At 73.0% G+C, this 17471-nt stretch carries 18 protein-coding genes; 15 read left to right on the forward strand and 3 right to left on the reverse strand.

Translation table 11 applies throughout. The features are described from left to right. The first annotated feature begins 67 nt into the window (after positions 1–67). Together yajC and E5N76_RS09865 are read left to right on the forward strand one after the other, a co-directional pair. Positions 68–412, forward strand: coding sequence for a preprotein translocase subunit YajC (gene yajC, locus E5N76_RS09855; RefSeq protein ID WP_149537113.1), 345 nt, complete (start codon positions 68–70; stop codon positions 410–412). Next, on the forward strand, positions 409–825 hold the full coding sequence (locus E5N76_RS09865; protein ID WP_187830083.1) for a hypothetical protein: 417 nt from the start codon (positions 409–411) through the stop codon (positions 823–825). Before yajC ends, E5N76_RS09865 begins: the two co-directional genes overlap by 4 nt. Positions 826–1300: 475 nt before the next feature. Here E5N76_RS09865 and E5N76_RS09870 read toward each other — a convergent pair whose 3' ends face one another. After that, positions 1301–1525 (reverse strand): hypothetical protein, encoded by a 225-nt coding sequence (locus tag E5N76_RS09870; protein WP_149537116.1) that lies wholly within the window; start codon positions 1523–1525, stop codon positions 1301–1303. A 125-nt stretch (positions 1526–1650) separates the two neighbouring features. On the opposite strand from E5N76_RS09870, the gene E5N76_RS09875 reads away from it, so the two are divergent. The 5 genes from E5N76_RS09875 to E5N76_RS09895 all read left to right on the forward strand — a co-directional run bounded on the left by E5N76_RS09875 (position 1651) and on the right by E5N76_RS09895 (position 5984). Next, on the forward strand, positions 1651–1968 hold the full coding sequence (locus E5N76_RS09875; RefSeq protein WP_149537117.1) for a PepSY domain-containing protein: 318 nt from the start codon (positions 1651–1653) through the stop codon (positions 1966–1968). Beyond that, complete coding sequence (locus E5N76_RS09880; RefSeq protein ID WP_149537118.1) at positions 1968–2630, forward strand: response regulator transcription factor; 663 nt, start codon at positions 1968–1970, stop codon at positions 2628–2630. Before E5N76_RS09875 ends, E5N76_RS09880 begins: the two co-directional genes overlap by 1 nt. A gap of 7 nt (positions 2631–2637) precedes the next feature. Beyond that, entirely contained in the window at positions 2638–3978 is a 1341-nt protein-coding gene (locus tag E5N76_RS09885) for a sensor histidine kinase (protein ID WP_149537119.1), read from the forward strand. Between the two features lie 150 nt (positions 3979–4128). Continuing rightward, complete coding sequence (locus tag E5N76_RS09890) at positions 4129–5445, forward strand: dihydroorotase (protein WP_149537120.1); 1317 nt, start codon at positions 4129–4131, stop codon at positions 5443–5445. Positions 5446–5555: 110 nt separating this feature from the next. Continuing rightward, a complete protein-coding gene (locus tag E5N76_RS09895) occupies positions 5556–5984 on the forward strand; it encodes a GFA family protein (protein ID WP_149537121.1) in 429 nt (142 codons plus the stop codon). A gap of 173 nt (positions 5985–6157) precedes the next feature. Here the strand turns inward: E5N76_RS09895 and E5N76_RS09900 are convergent, their stop codons facing one another. Together E5N76_RS09900 and E5N76_RS09905 are read right to left on the reverse strand one after the other, a co-directional pair. Beyond that, complete coding sequence (locus E5N76_RS09900) at positions 6158–6898, reverse strand: hypothetical protein (RefSeq protein ID WP_149537122.1); 741 nt, start codon at positions 6896–6898, stop codon at positions 6158–6160. Then, positions 6895–9030, reverse strand: coding sequence for a 4Fe-4S dicluster domain-containing protein (locus E5N76_RS09905; protein ID WP_149537123.1), 2136 nt, complete (start codon positions 9028–9030; stop codon positions 6895–6897). The genes E5N76_RS09900 and E5N76_RS09905 overlap by 4 nt, the downstream gene beginning before the upstream one ends. A 174-nt stretch (positions 9031–9204) precedes the next feature. Here E5N76_RS09905 and E5N76_RS09910 point away from each other — a divergent pair, with 174 nt between their 5' ends. The 8 genes from E5N76_RS09910 (at position 9205) to E5N76_RS09945 (ending at position 17470) form a co-directional block, all read left to right on the forward strand. After that, positions 9205–9894 carry a biotin/lipoate--protein ligase family protein gene (locus E5N76_RS09910; RefSeq protein WP_235907641.1) on the forward strand — a complete coding sequence of 230 codons (690 nt, stop codon included), beginning with the start codon at positions 9205–9207 and terminating at the stop codon, positions 9892–9894. A gap of 397 nt (positions 9895–10291) precedes the next feature. Beyond that, positions 10292–10822: a DUF6505 family protein gene (locus E5N76_RS09915; RefSeq protein WP_149537124.1), complete on the forward strand. Its 531-nt coding sequence runs from the start codon at positions 10292–10294 to the stop codon at positions 10820–10822. Further along, positions 10819–11862 carry a DUF6352 family protein gene (locus tag E5N76_RS09920; RefSeq protein WP_149537125.1) on the forward strand — a complete coding sequence of 348 codons (1044 nt, stop codon included), beginning with the start codon at positions 10819–10821 and terminating at the stop codon, positions 11860–11862. The genes E5N76_RS09915 and E5N76_RS09920 overlap by 4 nt, the downstream gene beginning before the upstream one ends. Further along, a complete protein-coding gene (locus E5N76_RS09925; RefSeq protein ID WP_149537126.1) occupies positions 11859–12374 on the forward strand; it encodes a DUF3305 domain-containing protein in 516 nt (171 codons plus the stop codon). Before E5N76_RS09920 ends, E5N76_RS09925 begins: the two co-directional genes overlap by 4 nt. Positions 12375–12541: 167 nt before the next feature. After that, positions 12542–13561 carry a DUF3306 domain-containing protein gene (locus E5N76_RS30060; protein ID WP_207791926.1) on the forward strand — a complete coding sequence of 340 codons (1020 nt, stop codon included), beginning with the start codon at positions 12542–12544 and terminating at the stop codon, positions 13559–13561. Between the two features lie 124 nt (positions 13562–13685). Beyond that, positions 13686–14279 (forward strand): TorD/DmsD family molecular chaperone, encoded by a 594-nt coding sequence (locus E5N76_RS09935; protein ID WP_149537127.1) that lies wholly within the window; start codon positions 13686–13688, stop codon positions 14277–14279. A 19-nt stretch (positions 14280–14298) separates the two neighbouring features. After that, positions 14299–14517: a twin-arginine translocation signal domain-containing protein gene (locus E5N76_RS09940; RefSeq protein ID WP_149537128.1), complete on the forward strand. Its 219-nt coding sequence runs from the start codon at positions 14299–14301 to the stop codon at positions 14515–14517. 10 nt (positions 14518–14527) lie between these two features. Next, positions 14528–17470 carry a formate dehydrogenase subunit alpha gene (locus tag E5N76_RS09945; protein WP_149537129.1) on the forward strand — a complete coding sequence of 981 codons (2943 nt, stop codon included), beginning with the start codon at positions 14528–14530 and terminating at the stop codon, positions 17468–17470. Position 17471: the final 1 nt, after the last annotated feature.

The following is a 17471-nucleotide window of genomic DNA, read 5'->3' on the forward strand; positions in this document are numbered from 1 at the left end:
AAGGGGGCGGAAGCTAGTTTGCGCCCGCCGGTCACGGCAAGCCGGAAGCACAAGGAAATCGCCCGGGATGTTCATCTCCCCCGCCTACGCCCAGGATGCCGCTGCCGGCGGCGGCATGGCCATGGTCATGCAGATCCTGCCGCTGATCCTGATCTTCGGCGTCTTCTACTTCCTGCTGATCCGCCCGCAGCAGAAGAAGCAGAAGGAGCACCGCGCCATGCTGCAGGCGCTGAAACGCGGCGACCGGGTGCTCACCTCCGGCGGCATCATCGCCCAGGTGACCAAGGTGAAGGACGGCGTGGACGAGGTGGAGGTGGAGATCGCCCCCAATGTCCGCGTCAGCGTGCTGCGCGCCACCATCACGGACATCTTCAAGCCCATCCCCGCCAATGACGGGGCGGCCAAGGGGTGAGCCGCGCCCCGGCGTTCCGCCGGGCTTTGCTGGCCGCCCTGTTCGCCCTGCCCGCCGCGGCGCAGGAGGCACCGCTGCGCAGCCTGGTCGGTGCCGACATGGTGGCGCTGGGCGCTCACCCTGCCGTGCGGGTGCTGCTGCGCAACGCTGCCCGCGGCCGCCAGCAGCAGGTCTATGAGGGGCTGCGCCTGCCCGGGCCGCCCGTCGCGCTGGTGGCGGAGCATTGGCTGGTCGGCTGGGGGCGGGAGGGGCGGCGCGGCCTGTTCATCGCCTTCGACACGGTGCAGGAGCAGCTCGTCCTGTTCCTGCTGGTGGATGGCCAGCCGGTCTATCTTTCCCCCCGTTCCTCCCACTGGCCGCCGGAGCTGGCCGTGCCCTTCGGCGAGTTCAGCGAGGGCCTGCGCCCCGAATAGCGCCGGCCCCGAGGGTCAACCAGCAGATTTCGGGCGGGGTCCGGGGAGTGCAGGGGGCAGAGAGCCCGATAAGCGCTGAATGGCAAAGTAAGAACGGGGGCTCTGCCCCCGAACCCCCGCCGGGGGTTGCCGGCACTGCCGGCAACGCGCCTTCCTGGACCCCGGCCTGAGTTTCAGACTCGACGGTTGAACCGGCCGACTAGAGCGGTTTCACGCTGACTGTGCAGCGCGAAACCGCTTTAGCTTATGGATTGTAGAGCAGCTTCACGCCTCCGGGCGATGCCGCCCTCCGGCGATCTGCTCTGGAGCGGGATCGGTAGAGCTGCGCTCACCCGCCCCGCTCTAGCTCATTGTTCGGTCGCGTGATTCACGGTTTCGGTCGATTCGACCTCAACCGATCACGCTCTAGGGGCGGGGTCCGGGGAGAAGCTCTTTCCCCCGGCAGGGTCTGGGGGCAGCACCCCCATTTTTCTCGCTATTTGGCCTGGTACTCCACCCTCAACCCGATGCCCGCGCCATTCCAGCCGAGCACCCCCTGCGGCGCTTCCCGGAACACCGGCGCAGGGCCGGCGCTCACCCCCCAGGCACCTTCCCCCGGCCGCTGCCGCAGGCTACGCCACCAGGCCGCCAGCGCCGGCACGCCGCCCAGCAGCAGCAGCGTCGCCGCCAGGGCCAGCAGATCGGCATCCAGATAGGTCATCCTGCGCTCCATCATCGGGGCACCCGCCCCATTCCTCATGCCCCCAGCTTGGCCACCCCTGCCTGAACCGGTGCTGAGCGACCCGTTCAGCCTGGGTTCAGCCATCTCGCTGGCAGAGTGACCCCATGCGCCGCCCTTTGCTTTGCCTGCTTGCCGCCCTGGCCCTGGCCCCGACCCATCCCGCCCGGGCCGGGGATGACGACCACGAACGCGCCCGCGCCGCGGTGGAGGCCGGCCGCATCCGCCCCCTGGCGCAATTGCTGGTGGAGGTGGAACGGCGTTTCGTCGGCCAGGTGGTGGAGACCGAGCTGGATGACGACGACCATCGCTGGACCTATGAATTCAAGCTGCTCCCGCCCTCCGGCCGGATGTATCGGGTGATTCTCGATGCCACGACGGGCGCCGTCCTCGCCACGCGCGGCCCGGTGCAGGAGCGGCGCTGATGCGGGTGCTGGTGGTGGAGGACAGCGAGGCGCTCGCCGCCCAGCTCCGGGACGCGCTGCTGGCCGCGCATTTCGCCGTGGACCTTGCCTCGGATGGGGAGGAGGCGCTCTTCCTCGGCGAGACGGAGCCCTATGACGCCGTCGTGCTCGATCTCGGCCTTCCACGCCTCGACGGGCTTTCCGTCCTCCGCCGCTGGCGCGCCGCCGGCCGGACCATGCCGGTGCTGATCCTGACCGCCCGCGATGCCTGGACGGAGAAGGTCGCCGGCCTCGACGCCGGCGCCGACGACTACCTCGCCAAGCCCTTCGTGATGGGGGAGCTGCTGGCCCGGCTGCGCGCCCTGGTCCGCCGCGCCCATGGCCGCGCCCAGGCGGAGATCGTGCTCGGCCCGCTCAGCATCGACCCTGCCGCCGGCAGCGTGGCGCTGGAGGGGATGCCGGTGCGCCTCACCGGCCTGGAATTCCGTCTGCTTTCCTATCTCGCCCATCGCCCCGGCCAGGTGGTCTCCAAGACCGAGCTGACCGAGCACCTCTACGCCCAGGATTTCGACCGCGATTCCAATACGCTGGAAGTGGTGGTCGGAAGGCTGCGGCGGAAGCTGGGCGCGGCCTTGATCGAGACGCTGCGCGGCCAGGGCTACCGGCTGGCGGCCCCGGGCTGAGCCCGCCATGCGGCCGCGCTCCCTCACCCTTCGCCTGGCGCTGCTCTCGGCCGCCTGGGTCGCCCTCGGCCTCGGCGTGGCGGGCTGGCTGATCCTCTCCATCACCTCCAACCACATGCTGCGCAGCTTCGACGGCAGGCTGCTGAACCTGCTGGATGCGGTCGCCGGCGTCGCCGGGATGGGGCCGGGGGGGCAGCTTTCCGTCGGCACCGTCCGGGCGCTCTCCGCCACCAATTTCGCCCAGCCCCTCTCGGGCTATTACTGGCAGCTCGCCGCGCCCGGGGCGGGCAGCGCCACCTCCCGCTCCCTCTGGGATTCCCGCCTGCCGCCCTATGACCTTGCCGCCGGCAACGGCCCGCATGTCCGGGACGTGGCGGGGCCGCGCGGCGAGCGGCTGCGGCTTTCCGAGCGCGCCGTGGTGCCGGTGGAGGGCGGCCCGCCCCTGCTGGTGCAGGTGGCGATCGCGCGGGAGGAGCTGGATGGCGAGATCGGCCGGCTGCGCCTGCTGGTCGGCGGCACCTTCGCCCTGCTGGGGCTGGGCCTGGTGCTGGGCACGGTGGCGCTGCTGGTCTTCGGCCTGGCGCCGCTGCGCCGGGCAAGGCGCAGCCTGGCGGAGGTGCGGGCGGGGGAGCGGGAAAGGCTCGCCGCCGGCCCGGCCCCGGCCGAGATCGCGCCGCTGCTGGAGGAGATCGACGCCCTGGTGGCGCAGAACCGCGCCACGGTGGACCGCGCCCGGGCGCATGTCGGCAATCTGGCGCATGCGCTGAAGACGCCCATCGCGGTGCAGCGCGCCGCCCTGGCGCCGGAAGCGCCGGACCTGCCCCTGGCCCAGGCGCAGAACGCGGCCATGGAGCGGCTGGTGCAGCACCACCTGGTCCGCGCCCGGGCCGCCGCCCTGGCCGGCTCCGCCGCCACCGAGGCGGTGCCCATGGCGGTGGCCGGGGAGATCGCCCGGGTGCTGCGGCGGCTCTTCGCGGGGAAGGGGATCGAGATCGCCCTGGCCGGCGACGCCTCGGTGCGGGTGCCGGTGGACCAGCAGGACCTGGCGGAAATGCTGGGCAATTTGCTGGAGAATGCCTGCAAATGGGCCCGCCGGCGGGTCTCGCTGAACGTGGCACGCGACGGCGGCGGGGTGATGCTGCGCATCGCCGATGACGGGCCCGGCCTGCCGGAGGCGGCGCGGGAGGCGGTGCTGGCCCGCGGGATCCGGCTGGACGAGATGGCGCCGGGCAGCGGGCTCGGCCTCGCCATCGTGCGCGACCTGGCGGAGCTGTACCGCGGGCGGCTGGCACTCGATCGCGCGCCGGAAGGGGGCTTGCTGGTCAGGTTCTGGCTGCCGCTGCGCTGATTGGGGAAGGGCGTCGCGCCGTCAGGCGCGCCTCGCGGCGCGACCCTCCTCGAGCTCCACCCGCCAAGGGCCGAAAACCCCCTGGACCCCATGAGTTAGGAGCGCGTGTCGGCTATACACTACTGGAGACCAGCCATCGGGAGACCCGCCATGACCAGCTTCGACCTCATGCTCAAAGGCGGCCGGCTGGTATTGCCCTGGGGCGAAGAAAACGCGGATGTCGGCGTCCGCAACGGCAGGATCATCGCCATCGGCGACCTGCGCACCTCGGACGCGGCCGAAACCATCGACTGCGCCGGGCTGCACGTGCTGCCGGGGCTGATCGACGCCCATGTGCATCTGCGCGACCCGGGCGACCCGAAGGTCGAGACGCTCGCCACCGGCACCAGGGCCGCCGTGCTGGGCGGCCTCGCCGCGGTGTTCGACATGCCGAACACCGCCCCCTCCATCACCGACCGCGAAAGGCTGGACTGGAAGCGCGGCTACCTGGAGGGCAATGCGTATTGCGATGTCGGCCTCTATGTCGGCGCCTCCAAGAAGAACATCGCCGAGCTGGCGGCGCTGGAACTCCAGCCCAATGTCTGCGCGGTGAAGGTTTTTGCGGGATCCTCCACCGGCGACCTGCTGGTGGAGGACGATGCCTCCCTGGAAGCCGTCATGCGCAGCGGCCGCCGCCGCATCTGCTACCATTCCGAGGATGAGTACCGGCTGCAGGCGCGCAAGCCCGATTTCCACAGCGGCATGCCGCACCGCAACCACATGGTCTGGCGCGACGTGGAATGCGCCTTCCTCGGCACGCGGCGGCTGATGGCGCTGGCACGGAAGACCGGGCGCCCCGCGCATATCCTGCATGTCTCCACCGCCGAGGAGCTGGAGTACCTGAAGGATTTCCGGGACGTGGCGACGGTGGAGGTGCTGCTGAACCACCTGACCCAGACGGACGAGGCCTATGACCGCCTCGGCGGCTATGCCGTGATGAACCCGCCCATCCGCGACGAGCGCCACATGCGGGCGGCCTGGGCCGCGGTGGCGGATGGCACGGTGGATGTGGTGGGCAGCGACCACGCGCCGCATTCCCGCGCCGCCAAGGAACGCCCCTGGCCGGATTGCGCCGCGGGCCTCACCGGCGTGCAGACCATCGTCCCGCTGATGCTGGACCATGTGAATGCCGGCCGGCTCTCGCTGACGCGGCTGGTGGACCTGATGTGCGCCGGCCCGGCCCGCGTCTATGGCGCGCTGAACAAGGGCAGGCTGGCCGCCGGCTACGATGCCGACTTCACCCTGGTGGACATGAAGAAGCAGCGCGTCATCGAGGAAAGCTGGATCGTCTCCCCCTGCGGCTGGACCCCCTTCGCCGGCCAGAGCTGCACCGGCTGGCCGGTGGCGACCATCATCCGCGGCCAGGCGGCGATGCGGGAGGATGAAGTGCTGGGCGCCCCGCGCGGCAAGCCGGTCACCTTCCGGTGATCCCTGCGGCCCGGGCTCGCGTCTGACCCTGTTCTGGTGACATCGCTCACATCCCGCTTCGCCGCCGGGCCTGCACCCTCGGCGGAGCGCAAACGGGGAGGAAAGGGGCGATGGCCGGGTCCTACAAGGGCGCCTGCTTCTGCGGCGCGGTCGAGATCGAGGTGAGCGGCGAGCCCGAGGCCATGGGCTATTGCCATTGCCGCTCCTGCCGCTCCTGGTCCGGCGGGCCGGTGAATGCCTTCAGCCTGTGGGCGCCTGATGCGGTGCGGGTCACCAAGGGGGAGGCGGAGATCGCCAGCTTCGCGAAGACGGAGCTGAGCCACCGGCAATTCTGCCGCCGCTGCGGCGGCCATCTGATGACCCGCCACCCGCCGCTGCGGATGGTGGATGTCTTCGCCGCCACCCTCCCGGAGCTGCCCTTCCGCCCCGGCGTGCATGTGAATTATGCCGAGACGGTGCTGCCCATGCGGGACGGGCTGCCGAAGCTGCGGGATTTCCCGAAGGAGTTCGGCGGCAGCGGCGAGGTGGTGGCGGAGTAGCGTCTCCCGCCCCGCGGCGCCGCGGCGATCGTGCCCGGCGCCGCGGCACAGCCTCCCGTATGGCCGGGCGCCGGGGCCCGCCCGCGCTTCGGCGCTCATCCGGCTGCCGGCGGCGTGCTGCGCGGCGGCCCCGCCGCGGGAATGGCGCCCCCATCCCCGGCCGGCGGCCCGGTTCACTTGCGGCGGCGGGACGGGGCGGGCGGCGGCGCGGCCTGCCCCGCCGCAGGGCCGGGCGGCTTTGCCTGCTTCGCCTCGGCGGCGCGCTCGAACAGCGCCTCGAGCACCTCCAGCAGTGCCGCATCCCCTGGCGAAGGGAAGCGTTTCCGCAGCGCGTCGCCGTACAGGGTGGCGGCGAGGGAGTGGCGGAAGGGCAGCGGCGCGCCCCGTGCCGCCGCCGCCTGCGCGAAGCCGAGCGTATCGGCATCGACCGGCACCACGATCCCGAAGCCGGCATGGAACGGCCCGGCATCGAAGAGGCGGAGGCCGAAGGCCAGACCCTCCGGCGCCGAAGCTTCCAGCCCCCTGTCCATCAACCAAAGCCGCGCCCCGCCGGTCAGCAGGTCCTCTGCCCAGATGCCGGCGGCCTGGTGCCGCCCCGCCGCCCGGAACAGCGAGAAGCGGGCCCCGGCCATGGCTTCCGCCAGGGCCCGGTCAGGCGGGTCGAGCGCGGCGGCGCCCTTGTGGAGGAAGCCGTCATAGGCCCGCCGGCCGCGCTGATTCGGCTCGAACAGCGCGATGTCCACCAGCATCTCGAAGACCTGGGCATCATCCGGAGCGCCCTCGGCGCCGGGCAGGATCTGCTTCAGGGCACGGGTGAAGTCCGCCTTGCCACAGGCCTTGGGCGCCAGGCGCAGCACGCGCCGCATGCCGGCGCGGATGGGGTCGTAGCGGGCCAATGCCTGCTTGCGCGTCATTCCTCCTGATCTCTCTCCCGCAGCCAATCCTCCGTCGTCCGCGTCGCCGGTCGGGGCGGGCCAGCATAGGGGTCCAGCGCCGATTCGGTGGCGGCGACGGCGCGGCAATCTTCGCACATCTCCAGCACCGCCAGGCGGGACTGGTCCTGGAACATCCAATGCCCGCTCGCCTGCAGCTTCGCCTTCACCCGGGCGAGGCTGCTCTGCGTGCCGAAGGGCCGGGCGCAGCGGGCGCAGAGCGCCGGCGGCTCCGCTTTCACCACCACCGGCCGGGTGGCGGATTCGGAGAAATTCAGCCGCGGCTCCAGGCTGATCACCTTCTCCGGGCAGGTCGCCACGCAGAGGCCGCATTGCACGCAGGCGGCCTCGGAAAAACTCAGCTCCGGCCGGTCCGGGTTGGCGGTGAAGGCCTGGGTCGGGCAGACCATGGTGCAGGCGAGGCAGAGCGTGCAGCCCGCCGCCGCGACGCGCGCCTGGCCGAAGGGCGCCTTCTCCGGCAGCGCCACCACCGCCGGGCCGTCGCCGCCATGCAGGGCGGCGAGCGCCTGCCGCAGCACCTCCCGCGGCGTGCCCAAGGCGAGGAAGCTGGCGGCCGGGCGCGGGGTGCGGAGCGCCAGGGCGGGGGCAAGCGCCTCGGCCAGGGTGAAGGGGTCGTCGGTCTCGATGGCGGCGGCGCGGAGCGGCCTGCTCTCCAGCCCGAGGCCCGACAGCGTGGCTGCCATATAGTCCAGGTTGCGGAACAGCCCCTCCGCGCCATGCGGCCGATGCGCGGGCAGCAGCACCCGCACCCCCGCCGCGCCCCAGGCGAAGGCGGCGGCCAGCAGGGAGAGGTCCACCTGCGTCGCCTCGTTCAGCCGGAGCGGCAGGATTCGGGCCGGCAGCCCCTCGCCATGCCGGGCCAGGGCGTCGATCAGCGCTTCCCCCTGCGCCCCGCCATGCAGCAGCAGCACGGGATCGCGGCCGCCCGCCTCGGCGAAGCCCAGCAGCAGGGCGCGGGCCTGGGCCAGCACCGTGCCGGGCGGCGGCAGGGCATAGGTGATGGCCCCGGTCGGGCAGACCGCGGCGCAGGCGCCGCAGCCGGCGCAGATCTCGGCGCTGAGCGCCACATGCTCGGCCGGCTTCGCCCCTGGCGGCGGCACTCCCGGCGCGCCTTGCGGCGGCATCTCCGGCGCGCCTGGCAGCACCGTCTCCCGCGCGCCTTGCGGCACCGTCTCCCGCGCGCCTTGCGGCGCGACCCCCGGCGTAATGGCCCCGGTCGGGCAGAGATCCAGGCACCTCGTACAGCCGGTGCGGCGGTTGCGGGCATGGGCGCAAAGCCCCGCCTCGAACTGCACGAAGCGCGGCTTGTCGAATTCGCCCACCAGCCCGCCCGCCTCGGCGATGAGCTTCTCCACCGCCGCCGCATCCCCCGGCGCGGCGCGCAGATAGCCGATCCGCCCCGCCGGCAGCAGGGCCGGGCCGCCGGTGAGGTCGAGGATCAGGTCGCAGCGGCTCCGCGCCCCGTCCTTCCCCGGCCCCCACGCATACCGGGCGCGGGAGGCGGGGGAGGGGGCGGCATAGCCATCCACCACCACCTCGAACTGGCCGAGCCAGCCGGTGGCGCTGCGGGCGCGGCCGCGCAGGATGGGGAATTCGGCACTGCGGGGCGGCGTCACCGCCGTCTCGCCGGTCAGCAGCACCGTCAGGTCCAGCCGCTCCGCCAGGCGCTGGGCCGCGGCGATCGCCGTCTCGTCGCGGCCCAGTACCAGGGCGACGCCCTCGCTCTTCAGCGGCACCAGCGGCGTGGCCGGCAGGGGGACCGCGGCGGCGGCCAGCAGCGCCGCCATCTTCGGCCCGGCTTGCGCGGCCTCCGCCGACCAGCCGGCCTGCTCCCGAAGGTTCACGAAGGCGAGGGGCGCGGCGCTGCCCGCCGCCTCCGCCTCCTGGGCGAAGAGCGGCGCTTCCTGGGTGCAGCCCACCGTCACCGGCCGCCCTTCCCCCAGCGCCGCGAGGAAACGGTCGAGCTGGCTGCGGCAGAGCTGCTCGGCCATGCGCAATTCCGTCCCCTGCGCGGCGCAGCCCCGGGCCAGGGCGCGGCCGTCGAGCGGCATGCTGTCCTCGCAACTGCAGACGAAGGCGATGCGGTCGGTCATCCTGGCACCCGGCTGGTCGCCCGCCGCGGCCGGCCCGGGGAGGGGCCGGCCGCGGCGGACCACGGTGGAGAGAAGCTGGCGGCCGGCCCGCGCGGCCCGGCGAGGGCGGGACGCCGGGCCCTGGTCCGGGCTTGGTCCCGGCCATATATGCGCCGGCTGAAGCTTCTGCGAGGGATGACACGCATCCGCCCTGGCCTGCCGCCGCTGCCCAGCCTGTTCCGCCCCACCGCGCTGCGGGAGGGGGGCGATGCCTTCGCCCGGGCGCAGGAGCGGGCAGCGCAGGACGGGGCCGGGGCGCTGTTCTGGGTCTCCGCCTATGCCAGGGCGGAGGCGGCGGTGGTGCTGGAGCCGGAGATGCCTCTGGCGGCGGCGCGCCTCGCCCTGCATGCCGCGGCCAATGCGCTGGCGGATGCGGTGGCGGCGCTCGGCCCGCCGGAACGGGCGGTGGCGCTGCGCTGGCCGGGGCTGCTGCTGGTGGAGGGCGGGGAATGCGGCTGCGTGCGCCTTGCCGCCCCGCCCGGCGCGGCGCCGGCGGCGGTGCCGGACTGGCTGGTGGTGGGGATGGAGCTGCGCCTGGCCTTCCCCGAACGCCACATCCCCGGCGACACCCCCGGGCAGACCAGCCTGTTCGAGGAAGGGTTTTCTGACGCGCTGGACGCCGCCGAGCTGACCGCCGCCTGGGCGCGGCACCTGATGGCCGGGCTGGAGGAATGGCAGTCCCGCGGGCCGCGGCGGCTGATCGGGACCTTCCTTGCCCGGCTGGCGGATGCGCCGGAGGGGGCGCGGCGGGGGATCGAACCTGGGACGGGGGCGCTGGTGGTGGAGCGGGACGGGGTGCGGGAGAGGTGGGAGTTGCCGTGGTGAGGGGCCGGGAGCCGGGTTGGCCGGGCTGCGCCGCCGGGCCGGAGCGTGGCCGCGCCCCCACGCCCGGCGATCGCTGCGCCCCCGCCCCTATGAGCGCGGCGCGCCCGGCGCCCCCTGCGACGAGGAAGGAAGAACGCCGCTTTCTCTCCCCCGCTGGCGGGGGAGGGTTAGGGTGGGGGTGGTGCCGGGCGTGGGGGTGGTGCCGGGCGTGGGGGTGGAACGGGGCGTGGGGGTGGAACGGGGCGGGGCGGTATCGGGTGCGGGGCTGGTATCGGCCGTTGAGATGGCATCGACCGTCGGGATGGCACCGGGCGCGGGGACGATGTCGGGCCTGGGTCCGGACCCGGGCCCGGGGCCAACTTCAAGCCCCGGGCGCACGCCCGGGCGGGAGGCCGCCATGATCCGTCTCCCCCGCACCATCCGGCTCGACCCCTCCGACCTGGTCATCTTCGAACGCGCCGCCGCGCCCGGCGAATGGGCCGTGCCCGGCGGCTTCGAATTCTGGGACAGCGACCCCGCCACCCTCACCGGCAAGCGCCGCCAGGCCTTCCGCGGCGGCTTCCTCGGCCTGGCCAGCCTCGGCTGGTCCACCCTGGTGGAGGTGGTGGAGGCCAGCGCCGCCGAGCGCGAGGCGGCGCTCACCGCCCTCGCCGCCCATATCCTTTCCGCCCATGGCGCGCCGGATGCGGCCGCCGCCCGGGCCGCGGCCGAGGAGGAAATCGCCTTCGCCGCCTCCCTCTGCGATCACCCGCCCGGCACCGTGCTCGCCCTGTCCCGCCGCGTGGAGGAAGGCGCGGTGCGCGAGCAGTTCCGCACCCTGCACCGCCGCGCCGAGCCGCTGCGCGACCCCGGCGCCCTGCCGGTGTTTGCCGTGGTGGAGGAGGTGGAGGACCTGCCCCCCGACCGTCCGGACCTGACCCTGCTATGACCCCTTTCCTCCCGGCCCCCGGCGAATTCTGGCTCGCCTCCGGCCACCATCTCTGCGATCGCGACGCGGCCGGGCGGCTGGTTCCCACCCCCGATCTCTGGCGCGCCTTCCTCGCCCGGCCGGAGCTGGTGCCGCCGGAGGACGCCTGCGCCGCGGAGCGCGCCCTGCATGCCGGCCTGCTCGCCACCCCCCTGCGCCCGGTAGGGCCGGCCGAGGTGGCGGCGCTGGAAGATGCCGATGCGCGGGAGAATTGGGCGCTCTTCCTCGCCTTCCGCGACCGGGTCCAGGCGGCGCCGACGCTGGAGGCGGCGTGGCTGTCCTTCTACCGCGGTGATGTCCGCGGCATCCCGCCCATTTTCCTGCAGATGCTGACGCATCTGGTGGCGCGCGCCGCCATGGAGGGGGAAGCGGATGCCTTCACCCTCCGCGCCGCCGAATGCCTCTTCCGCCCGCAGCGCGCCGCCATCCACCACGGCGCCACCCTGCTGGCGGATGAGGAGGTGCTGGAGGCGCGCGCCGCCGATGGCGATTTCGGCGCCATCGGCCGGCTGCTGGCCGAGGCCGGGGCGCCGCCGCGCGAGGTGGAGCTGGAGGTGCTCTCCGAAGCGCTGGCGCCCGCCTATGCCGCGCGCTCCGACGCGCACGACCTCGCCCTCGACATCGCCGAGGGGCGGCCGGGCCAGGCCGGCCTCGCCCGGGCGCTGGAACGCTTCATTCGCCATGCGATCGGCGAGGCGGTGGTGATCCGCCCCGTCCCGGTCATCGAGGATCAGAATTGGCGCTGGCATGTCGGGCTGGATGCCGAGGCGACCGCCATCGCCAACGCCCTCTGGCGCGGCGAACAAGTGGCGCAGGCGCGGCTCGCCCGCCTCCTCTGGCTCGGCGTGCTGGAATTCACCGAGACCTCCCGCGTCCTGCCGGAGGTGGCGGGGCGGCCGGTCTATCTGGCGCTCGCCATGGATGCGGCGCAGAGGGTGCGGCTGAAGCCGCAGAACCTCGCCACCGGCCTGCCGCTGAAAGCCGCGGAGCAGGCGACATGAGCCGCCTCGAAGTTCCGGGCACGCTGCACATCCCGCTCGGCGTGCTGGTGGAGCGGCGGCCCGGCGTGACGCCATGGGCCGACTGGTCCTGGCGCGCGGTGGAGGTGCTGGAGGCGGTGCCCGAGCTGCCGCCCTGGACCCTGCTGCGGGAGGAGGCGGGGCGGAGCCTCTTCTTCGCCGGGATGGCGGCGCTGATGCTCTGCCCGACCGATACGCCGAACTACCTGGACAATCTCGGCGCCGCGACGCCGAGCCTCTGGGTGGTGCTGCGCCCGGTGGCGGCGGCGCCGGGCTATGCGCTGCACGCCGTGACGGTGGATACCGGCGAGGCGCATCTCTACGCCGATGCCGGCCAGGATCTGCTGGAGGCCCTGCCGATGCCGCCCGGCTTGCGGGCGCTGCTGGCGGGCTTCGTGGCGCAGCACCATGTGGAACGCAGCTTCCACAAGCGAAGGCGTGACCGGGCGGACCCCGAGGCGCTGGGCCGCCGTCGCCCGGGAGGCGAGGGATGAGCGGGGCGGAAGCCGGGCGGCGTTCGGGCTGCCATCGCCCGGGAGGCGAGGGACAGGAGGCGAGGGATGAGTGAAGGACGCGTCCTCCCCAGGCCCCGTCTCGCGCCCGGCCGCCAGGGGGGCCAGCGCCGTGAGGCATGCGGCCGCCATCGTCGCGGGGGCGAGGGGTGAGCGAGGACGGCTTCCTCGCCCGCTGGTCCCGCCGCAAGCGCGCGGCGCGGCAGGAGGCGCCGCTGCCGGAGCCGGACTCTGCTACCGCCGCCGCGGCACCGCCTGCCGCGGCACCCGCCGCCGCGCCGCCCCCGGCCGGATCGCCGCCGCCCGAGCCGCTTTTCGACCCCGCCAGCCTGCCGCCATTGGAGAGCCTGACGGCGGAGAGCGATATCGCCCCCTTCCTTCGTGCCGGCGTGCCGCAGGCTCTGCGCCAGGCGGCGTTGCGGCGGATCTGGACCCTGGACCCGGTGATCCGCGACTTCGTCGGCCCGGCGGATTACGCCTGGGATTTCAACGCGCCCGAGGGGGTGCCGGGCTTCGCCCTGGAACTCGGCGGGGATGTGAAGCGGCTGCTGGCCCAGGCGACCGGGCTGGTGGAGGAGGAGGAAGCGCCGACCCCGGCGGCGGCGCCCGGCGCGGCGCTCCCGGAGGGCGACGGCCCGGCGGCGGCTGGCGGGTGTCCCCCCGCGGTGCCGGGTCAACCCCCCGATGCGACGTCCGACGCGGCGTTCCCGAAGGGGGACAGCCCGGCGGCGGCCGGCGCGTGTCCTCCCGTAGTGCCAGGCCAACCCCTCGATGCGGCGCCCGACGCGGCGCTTCCGGAAGGGGACGGCCCGGCGGCGGCTGGCGCGTGTCCTCCTGCGGTGCCGGGCCAACCCCCCGATGCGACGTCCGACGCGGCGTTCCCGAAGGGGGACAGCCCGGCGGCGGCCGGCGCGTGTCCCCCCGCCGTGCCGGGCCTGCCCCACGACGCGGCAGCGGCACCAGCCGACGGGGCTGATGAGGGTGGCACACCGGCAGCGACCGCGCCAGGACCATTCCCTGGGGTCGCGGCGGCACCGGCCGTCACCCCCGCCGCGCTCCGCCTCTCCGCCCCGGGCGAAGCGGCGCCCGCCACGCCTCCGCCTCCGCCCCCGGCCGGGCCCGCCCCCGCCTCGCCCCGTCGCCGGCATGGCGGGGCGCGGCCGGGCTAGGGCCGCTGCCTTGCAATTCCAAAAGCTTCCCCAAGCTAGCCCTTGCGGAACAGCCTCTCCCCCTGTCAGATGAGGCACAGAAAGTGGACCGGCTGTTAGCATTGTCGCGAGAGCGGGAGCGGGCGTGAGCAAGGCGGAAACCGAGCATCCGGATGCCGTGGAGGCGGAACGGGCGCGGCTTTTCGCCCTGCTGGGGCGGCTGCTCTCGGCGGCGCCGGATGCGGCGCTGCTGACCGGCCTTGCCAGGCTGCGCGGGGATGCCGGCCCGCTCGGCGCCGCCCTCGGCCGGCTGGCCGAAGCCGCTTCCGCTGCCCGGCCGGCGGCGGTGGAGCGGGAGTATTTCGCCCTCTTCATCGGCGTCGGGCGGGGGGAGCTGCAGCCCTACGCCTCCTACTACCTCACCGGCTTCCTGCATGAACGGCCGCTGGCGGAGCTGCGGGCCAGCCTCGCCCGGCTCGGCATCGCCCGCGCCCCGGGCGTGCCGGAGCCGGAGGACCATCTGGCCTTTCTCTGCGAGGCCTATGCCGGGCTGCTGCAAGCCCGCTTCGGCCGGCAAGAGGACGCGCCGGGCTTCTTCCATCGCCATCTCCGCCCCTGGGCCGGCCGCTGCTTCGCCGATCTGGAAGGGGCGGAGGCGGCTTCCTTCTATCGCGCGGTCGGCCGCCTTGGCCGCATTGCCGTCGAGATCGAGCAGGCCGCCCTGGAGCTGCCCGCATGACCAGCAAGGACTCGCCGTCATGAACAAGACCAGCCCGGAACGCCGCGGTTTCCTCCGCGCCCTTGGCCTCGGCACCGCGGCGGCGGCCGCGGCCGGGGAGGCGGCGGCGCAGCGCGCGGATGCCGTGCCCGCCGGCCAGGCGCGGAAGGAGAACGCCGCGGACCGCGTGGCGGCGCGCTACCGCGAAAACGCCGCCGACGTGCAGGCCTTCTACCGCACCAACCGCTACGAGTACTGAGGGGCGCGCCATGCTGATCAAGCGTTCGGACGGGAAGGCGGCGAAGCAGCGCCTCGCCTCGGCCTATGCGGGGCTGTCCGGCGGCGGGCTGGACCGCCGCGGCTTCCTGCGCCAGGCGGGGCTGGGCGGCGCCGGGCTCGCCGCGCTCGGCACGCTGGGCGCCGGCCGCGCCCGGGCGGCGGAAGGCTCGATGGGCGTGCTGGACCACGGCCAGCCGGTGCAGCGGGTGAAGAATGTCTGCACCCATTGCTCGGTCGGCTGCACCGTCACCGCCGAGGTGCAGAACGGCGTCTGGGTCGGCCAGGAACCCTCCTGGGACAGCCCGATCAACCGCGGCACCCATTGCGCTAAGGGCGCTTCCGTGCGGGAGCTGGTGAGCGGCGACCGCCGGCTGAAAGTCCCGCTGAAGCTGGTCGGCGGGCAGTGGCAGCGCCTCTCCTGGGACCAGGCGATCGAGGAGATCGGCGCCAAGCTGCTCGAAGTCCGGGAGAAGGCGGGGCCGGACAGCGTCTTCTGGCTGGGCAGCGCCAAATTCACCAATGAGGCGGCCTATCTCTTCCGCAAATTCGGCGCCTTCTGGGGCACCAATTCAGTCGATCACCAGGCCCGCATCTGCCACTCCACCACCGTCGCCGGCGTCGCCAACACCTGGGGCTACGGCGCCCAGACCAACAGCTACAACGACATCCGCAACGCCCGCACCATGATCATCATGGGCGGCAACCCGGCGGAGGCGCATCCGATCTCCCTGCAGCATGTTCTCTCCGGCAAGGAGATCAACCGTGCCAACCTCGTCGTCATCGACCCGCGCTACACCCGCACGGCCGCGCATGCGACGGAGTATGTGCGGCTGCGGCCCGGCACCGACATCCCGCTGATCTGGGGCATGCTCTGGCACATCTTCCAGAATGGCTGGGAGGACAAGGAGTTCATCCGCCAGCGCGTCTACGGCATGGAGGAGATCCGCGCCGAGGTCGCGAAATGGACACCGGAGGAGGTGCAGCGGGTCACCGGCGTGCCGGGCGAGCAGTTGAAGCGCGTGGCGCAGATGTTCGCGACGCAGAAGCCCGCCACCCTGATCTGGTGCATGGGCGCCACGCAGAAGACCGTCGGCACCGCCAATGTGCGGGCCTATTCGGTGCTGCTGCTGGCCACCGGCAATGTCGGCAGCGCCGGCACCGGCGCGAACATCTTCCGCGGCCACACCAACGTCCAGGGCGCGACCGATCTCGGTCTCGATGTCACCACCCTGCCGGGCTATTACGGGCTGGACGAGAATGCCTGGCGGCATTTCGCCCGGGTCTGGGAAGTGGAGTACGAGTGGCTGCTCGGCCGCTTCGGCAGCAAGGCGCTGATGGAGACGCCGGGCATCCCGACCACCCGCTGGTTCGACGCCACGCTGATGCCGGGCGAGCTGGAGAAGACCGCCGCCGATGGCGAGGCCTATGTGCAGCAGCCGCACAGCCTGAAGGCCATGGTGGTGTTCGGCCATGGCGGCAACACCGTCACCCGCATGCCGGAATCGGTGAAGGGGCTGGAGAAGCTGGAGCTGCTGGTGGTGGCGGATCCGCACCCGACCACCTTCAGCCAGCTTTCCGCCCGCAAGGACGGCACCTACCTGCTGCCGATCTGCACCAGCTTCGAGATGGAGGGCACCCGCACCGCTTCCAACCGCTCGCTGCAATGGGGCTTCAAGATCGTCGAGCCGATCTTCGAGAGCAAGAACGACTACGACGCCATGTACCTGCTGGCGCAGCGGCTCGGCTTCGCCGAGCCGATGTTCCGCCGCATCGGGGTGACGCAGGGGCCGAAGGGCCCCTCGGTCTCCGCCGAGGACATCCTGCGGGAGATGAATCGCGGCCTCTGGAGCATCGGCTATACCGGGCAATCGCCGGAACGGTTGAAGCTGCACATGGAACACCAGGACAAATTCGACCTGGTGACCCTGCGCGGGCGGGAGGGCACGCCCGTCGCGCATGACTATTACGGCCTGCCCTGGCCCTGCTGGGGCACGCCGGAGATCAAACACCCCGGCAGCGCCATCCTCTACAACACCCATCTGCATGTGAAGGATGGCGGCGGCACCTTCCGCGCCCGCTTCGGCGTGGAGCGCAACGGCCAGACGCTGCTGGCCGAGGGGAGCTGGTCCAAGGACTCGGAGATCGAGGACGGCTACCCGGAATTCACCGTCGCCATGCTGAAGCGGCTCGGCTGGTACGACGACCTGACGGCGGCGGAAAAGGCCAGCCTGGAGCGGCATTTCGGCGCCAATATCGACCGCGCCGCCTGGTCCACCGATCTCTCGGGCGGCATCATCCGGGTGGCGCTGGAGCATGGCTGCTCGCCCTTCGGCAATGCCAAGGCGCGGGCGGTGGCCTGGAACCTGCCGGACCCGGTGCCGGTGCACCGCGAGCCGATCTACACCGCGCGGCCGGACCTGATTGCCAAGTACCCGACACTGCCGGACCGCCGCGGCTTCCGCATGCCGCATCTCGGCGTGAGCGTGCAGAACCGCAGCACCACGGTGGCGAAGGATTTCCCCATCGTCCTCACCTCCGGCCGGCTCGTCGAGTATGAGGGCGGCGGCGAGGAGACGCGCTCCAACCGCTGGCTCGCCGAGCTGCAGCAGGACATGTTCGTCGAGGTGAATCCGGCCGATGCGGCGGAGCGTGGCGTGCGCGACGGCGGCTGGGTCTGGGTCTACGGACCGGAGAGCAACAGCCGCGTGAAGGTGAAGGCGCTGGTGACCGAGCGGGTCGGCAAGGGTGTCGCCTTCATGCCCTTCCACTTCGGCGGCTTCTTCCAGGGCGAGGATCGCCGGCGCTTCTATCCGCCCGGCACCGATCCCATCGTGCTCGGCGAGAGCGTGAACACCGTGACCACCTATGGCTACGACCCGGTGACCTTCATGCAGGAAACCAAGGTCACCCTCTGCCAGATCCGGAGCGCATAAT

The organism is Siccirubricoccus phaeus (genome assembly GCF_008360935.1).
Classification (GTDB): domain Bacteria; phylum Pseudomonadota; class Alphaproteobacteria; order Acetobacterales; family Acetobacteraceae; genus Siccirubricoccus; species Siccirubricoccus phaeus.

Bases quoted from the DNA above. Each gene is read 5' to 3' on its own strand.
- yajC (WP_149537113.1), top strand. From the start codon at position 68: ATGTTCATCTCCCCCGCCTACGCCCAGGATGCCGCTGCCGGCGGCGGC.
- E5N76_RS09870 (WP_149537116.1), bottom strand. From the start codon at position 1,525: ATGACCTATCTGGATGCCGATCTGCTGGCCCTGGCGGCGACGCTGCTG.
- E5N76_RS09875 (WP_149537117.1), top strand. From the start codon at position 1,651: ATGCGCCGCCCTTTGCTTTGCCTGCTTGCCGCCCTGGCCCTGGCCCCG.
- E5N76_RS09880 (WP_149537118.1), top strand. From the start codon at position 1,968: ATGCGGGTGCTGGTGGTGGAGGACAGCGAGGCGCTCGCCGCCCAGCTC.
- E5N76_RS09885 (WP_149537119.1), top strand. From the start codon at position 2,638: ATGCGGCCGCGCTCCCTCACCCTTCGCCTGGCGCTGCTCTCGGCCGCC.
- E5N76_RS09890 (WP_149537120.1), top strand. From the start codon at position 4,129: ATGACCAGCTTCGACCTCATGCTCAAAGGCGGCCGGCTGGTATTGCCC.
- E5N76_RS09895 (WP_149537121.1), top strand. From the start codon at position 5,556: ATGGCCGGGTCCTACAAGGGCGCCTGCTTCTGCGGCGCGGTCGAGATC.
- E5N76_RS09900 (WP_149537122.1), bottom strand. From the start codon at position 6,898: ATGACGCGCAAGCAGGCATTGGCCCGCTACGACCCCATCCGCGCCGGC.
- E5N76_RS09905 (WP_149537123.1), bottom strand. From the start codon at position 9,030: ATGACCGACCGCATCGCCTTCGTCTGCAGTTGCGAGGACAGCATGCCG.
- E5N76_RS09910 (WP_235907641.1), top strand. From the start codon at position 9,205: ATGACACGCATCCGCCCTGGCCTGCCGCCGCTGCCCAGCCTGTTCCGC.
- E5N76_RS09915 (WP_149537124.1), top strand. From the start codon at position 10,292: ATGATCCGTCTCCCCCGCACCATCCGGCTCGACCCCTCCGACCTGGTC.
- E5N76_RS09920 (WP_149537125.1), top strand. From the start codon at position 10,819: ATGACCCCTTTCCTCCCGGCCCCCGGCGAATTCTGGCTCGCCTCCGGC.
- E5N76_RS09925 (WP_149537126.1), top strand. From the start codon at position 11,859: ATGAGCCGCCTCGAAGTTCCGGGCACGCTGCACATCCCGCTCGGCGTG.
- E5N76_RS09940 (WP_149537128.1), top strand. From the start codon at position 14,299: ATGAACAAGACCAGCCCGGAACGCCGCGGTTTCCTCCGCGCCCTTGGC.
- E5N76_RS09945 (WP_149537129.1), top strand. From the start codon at position 14,528: ATGCTGATCAAGCGTTCGGACGGGAAGGCGGCGAAGCAGCGCCTCGCC.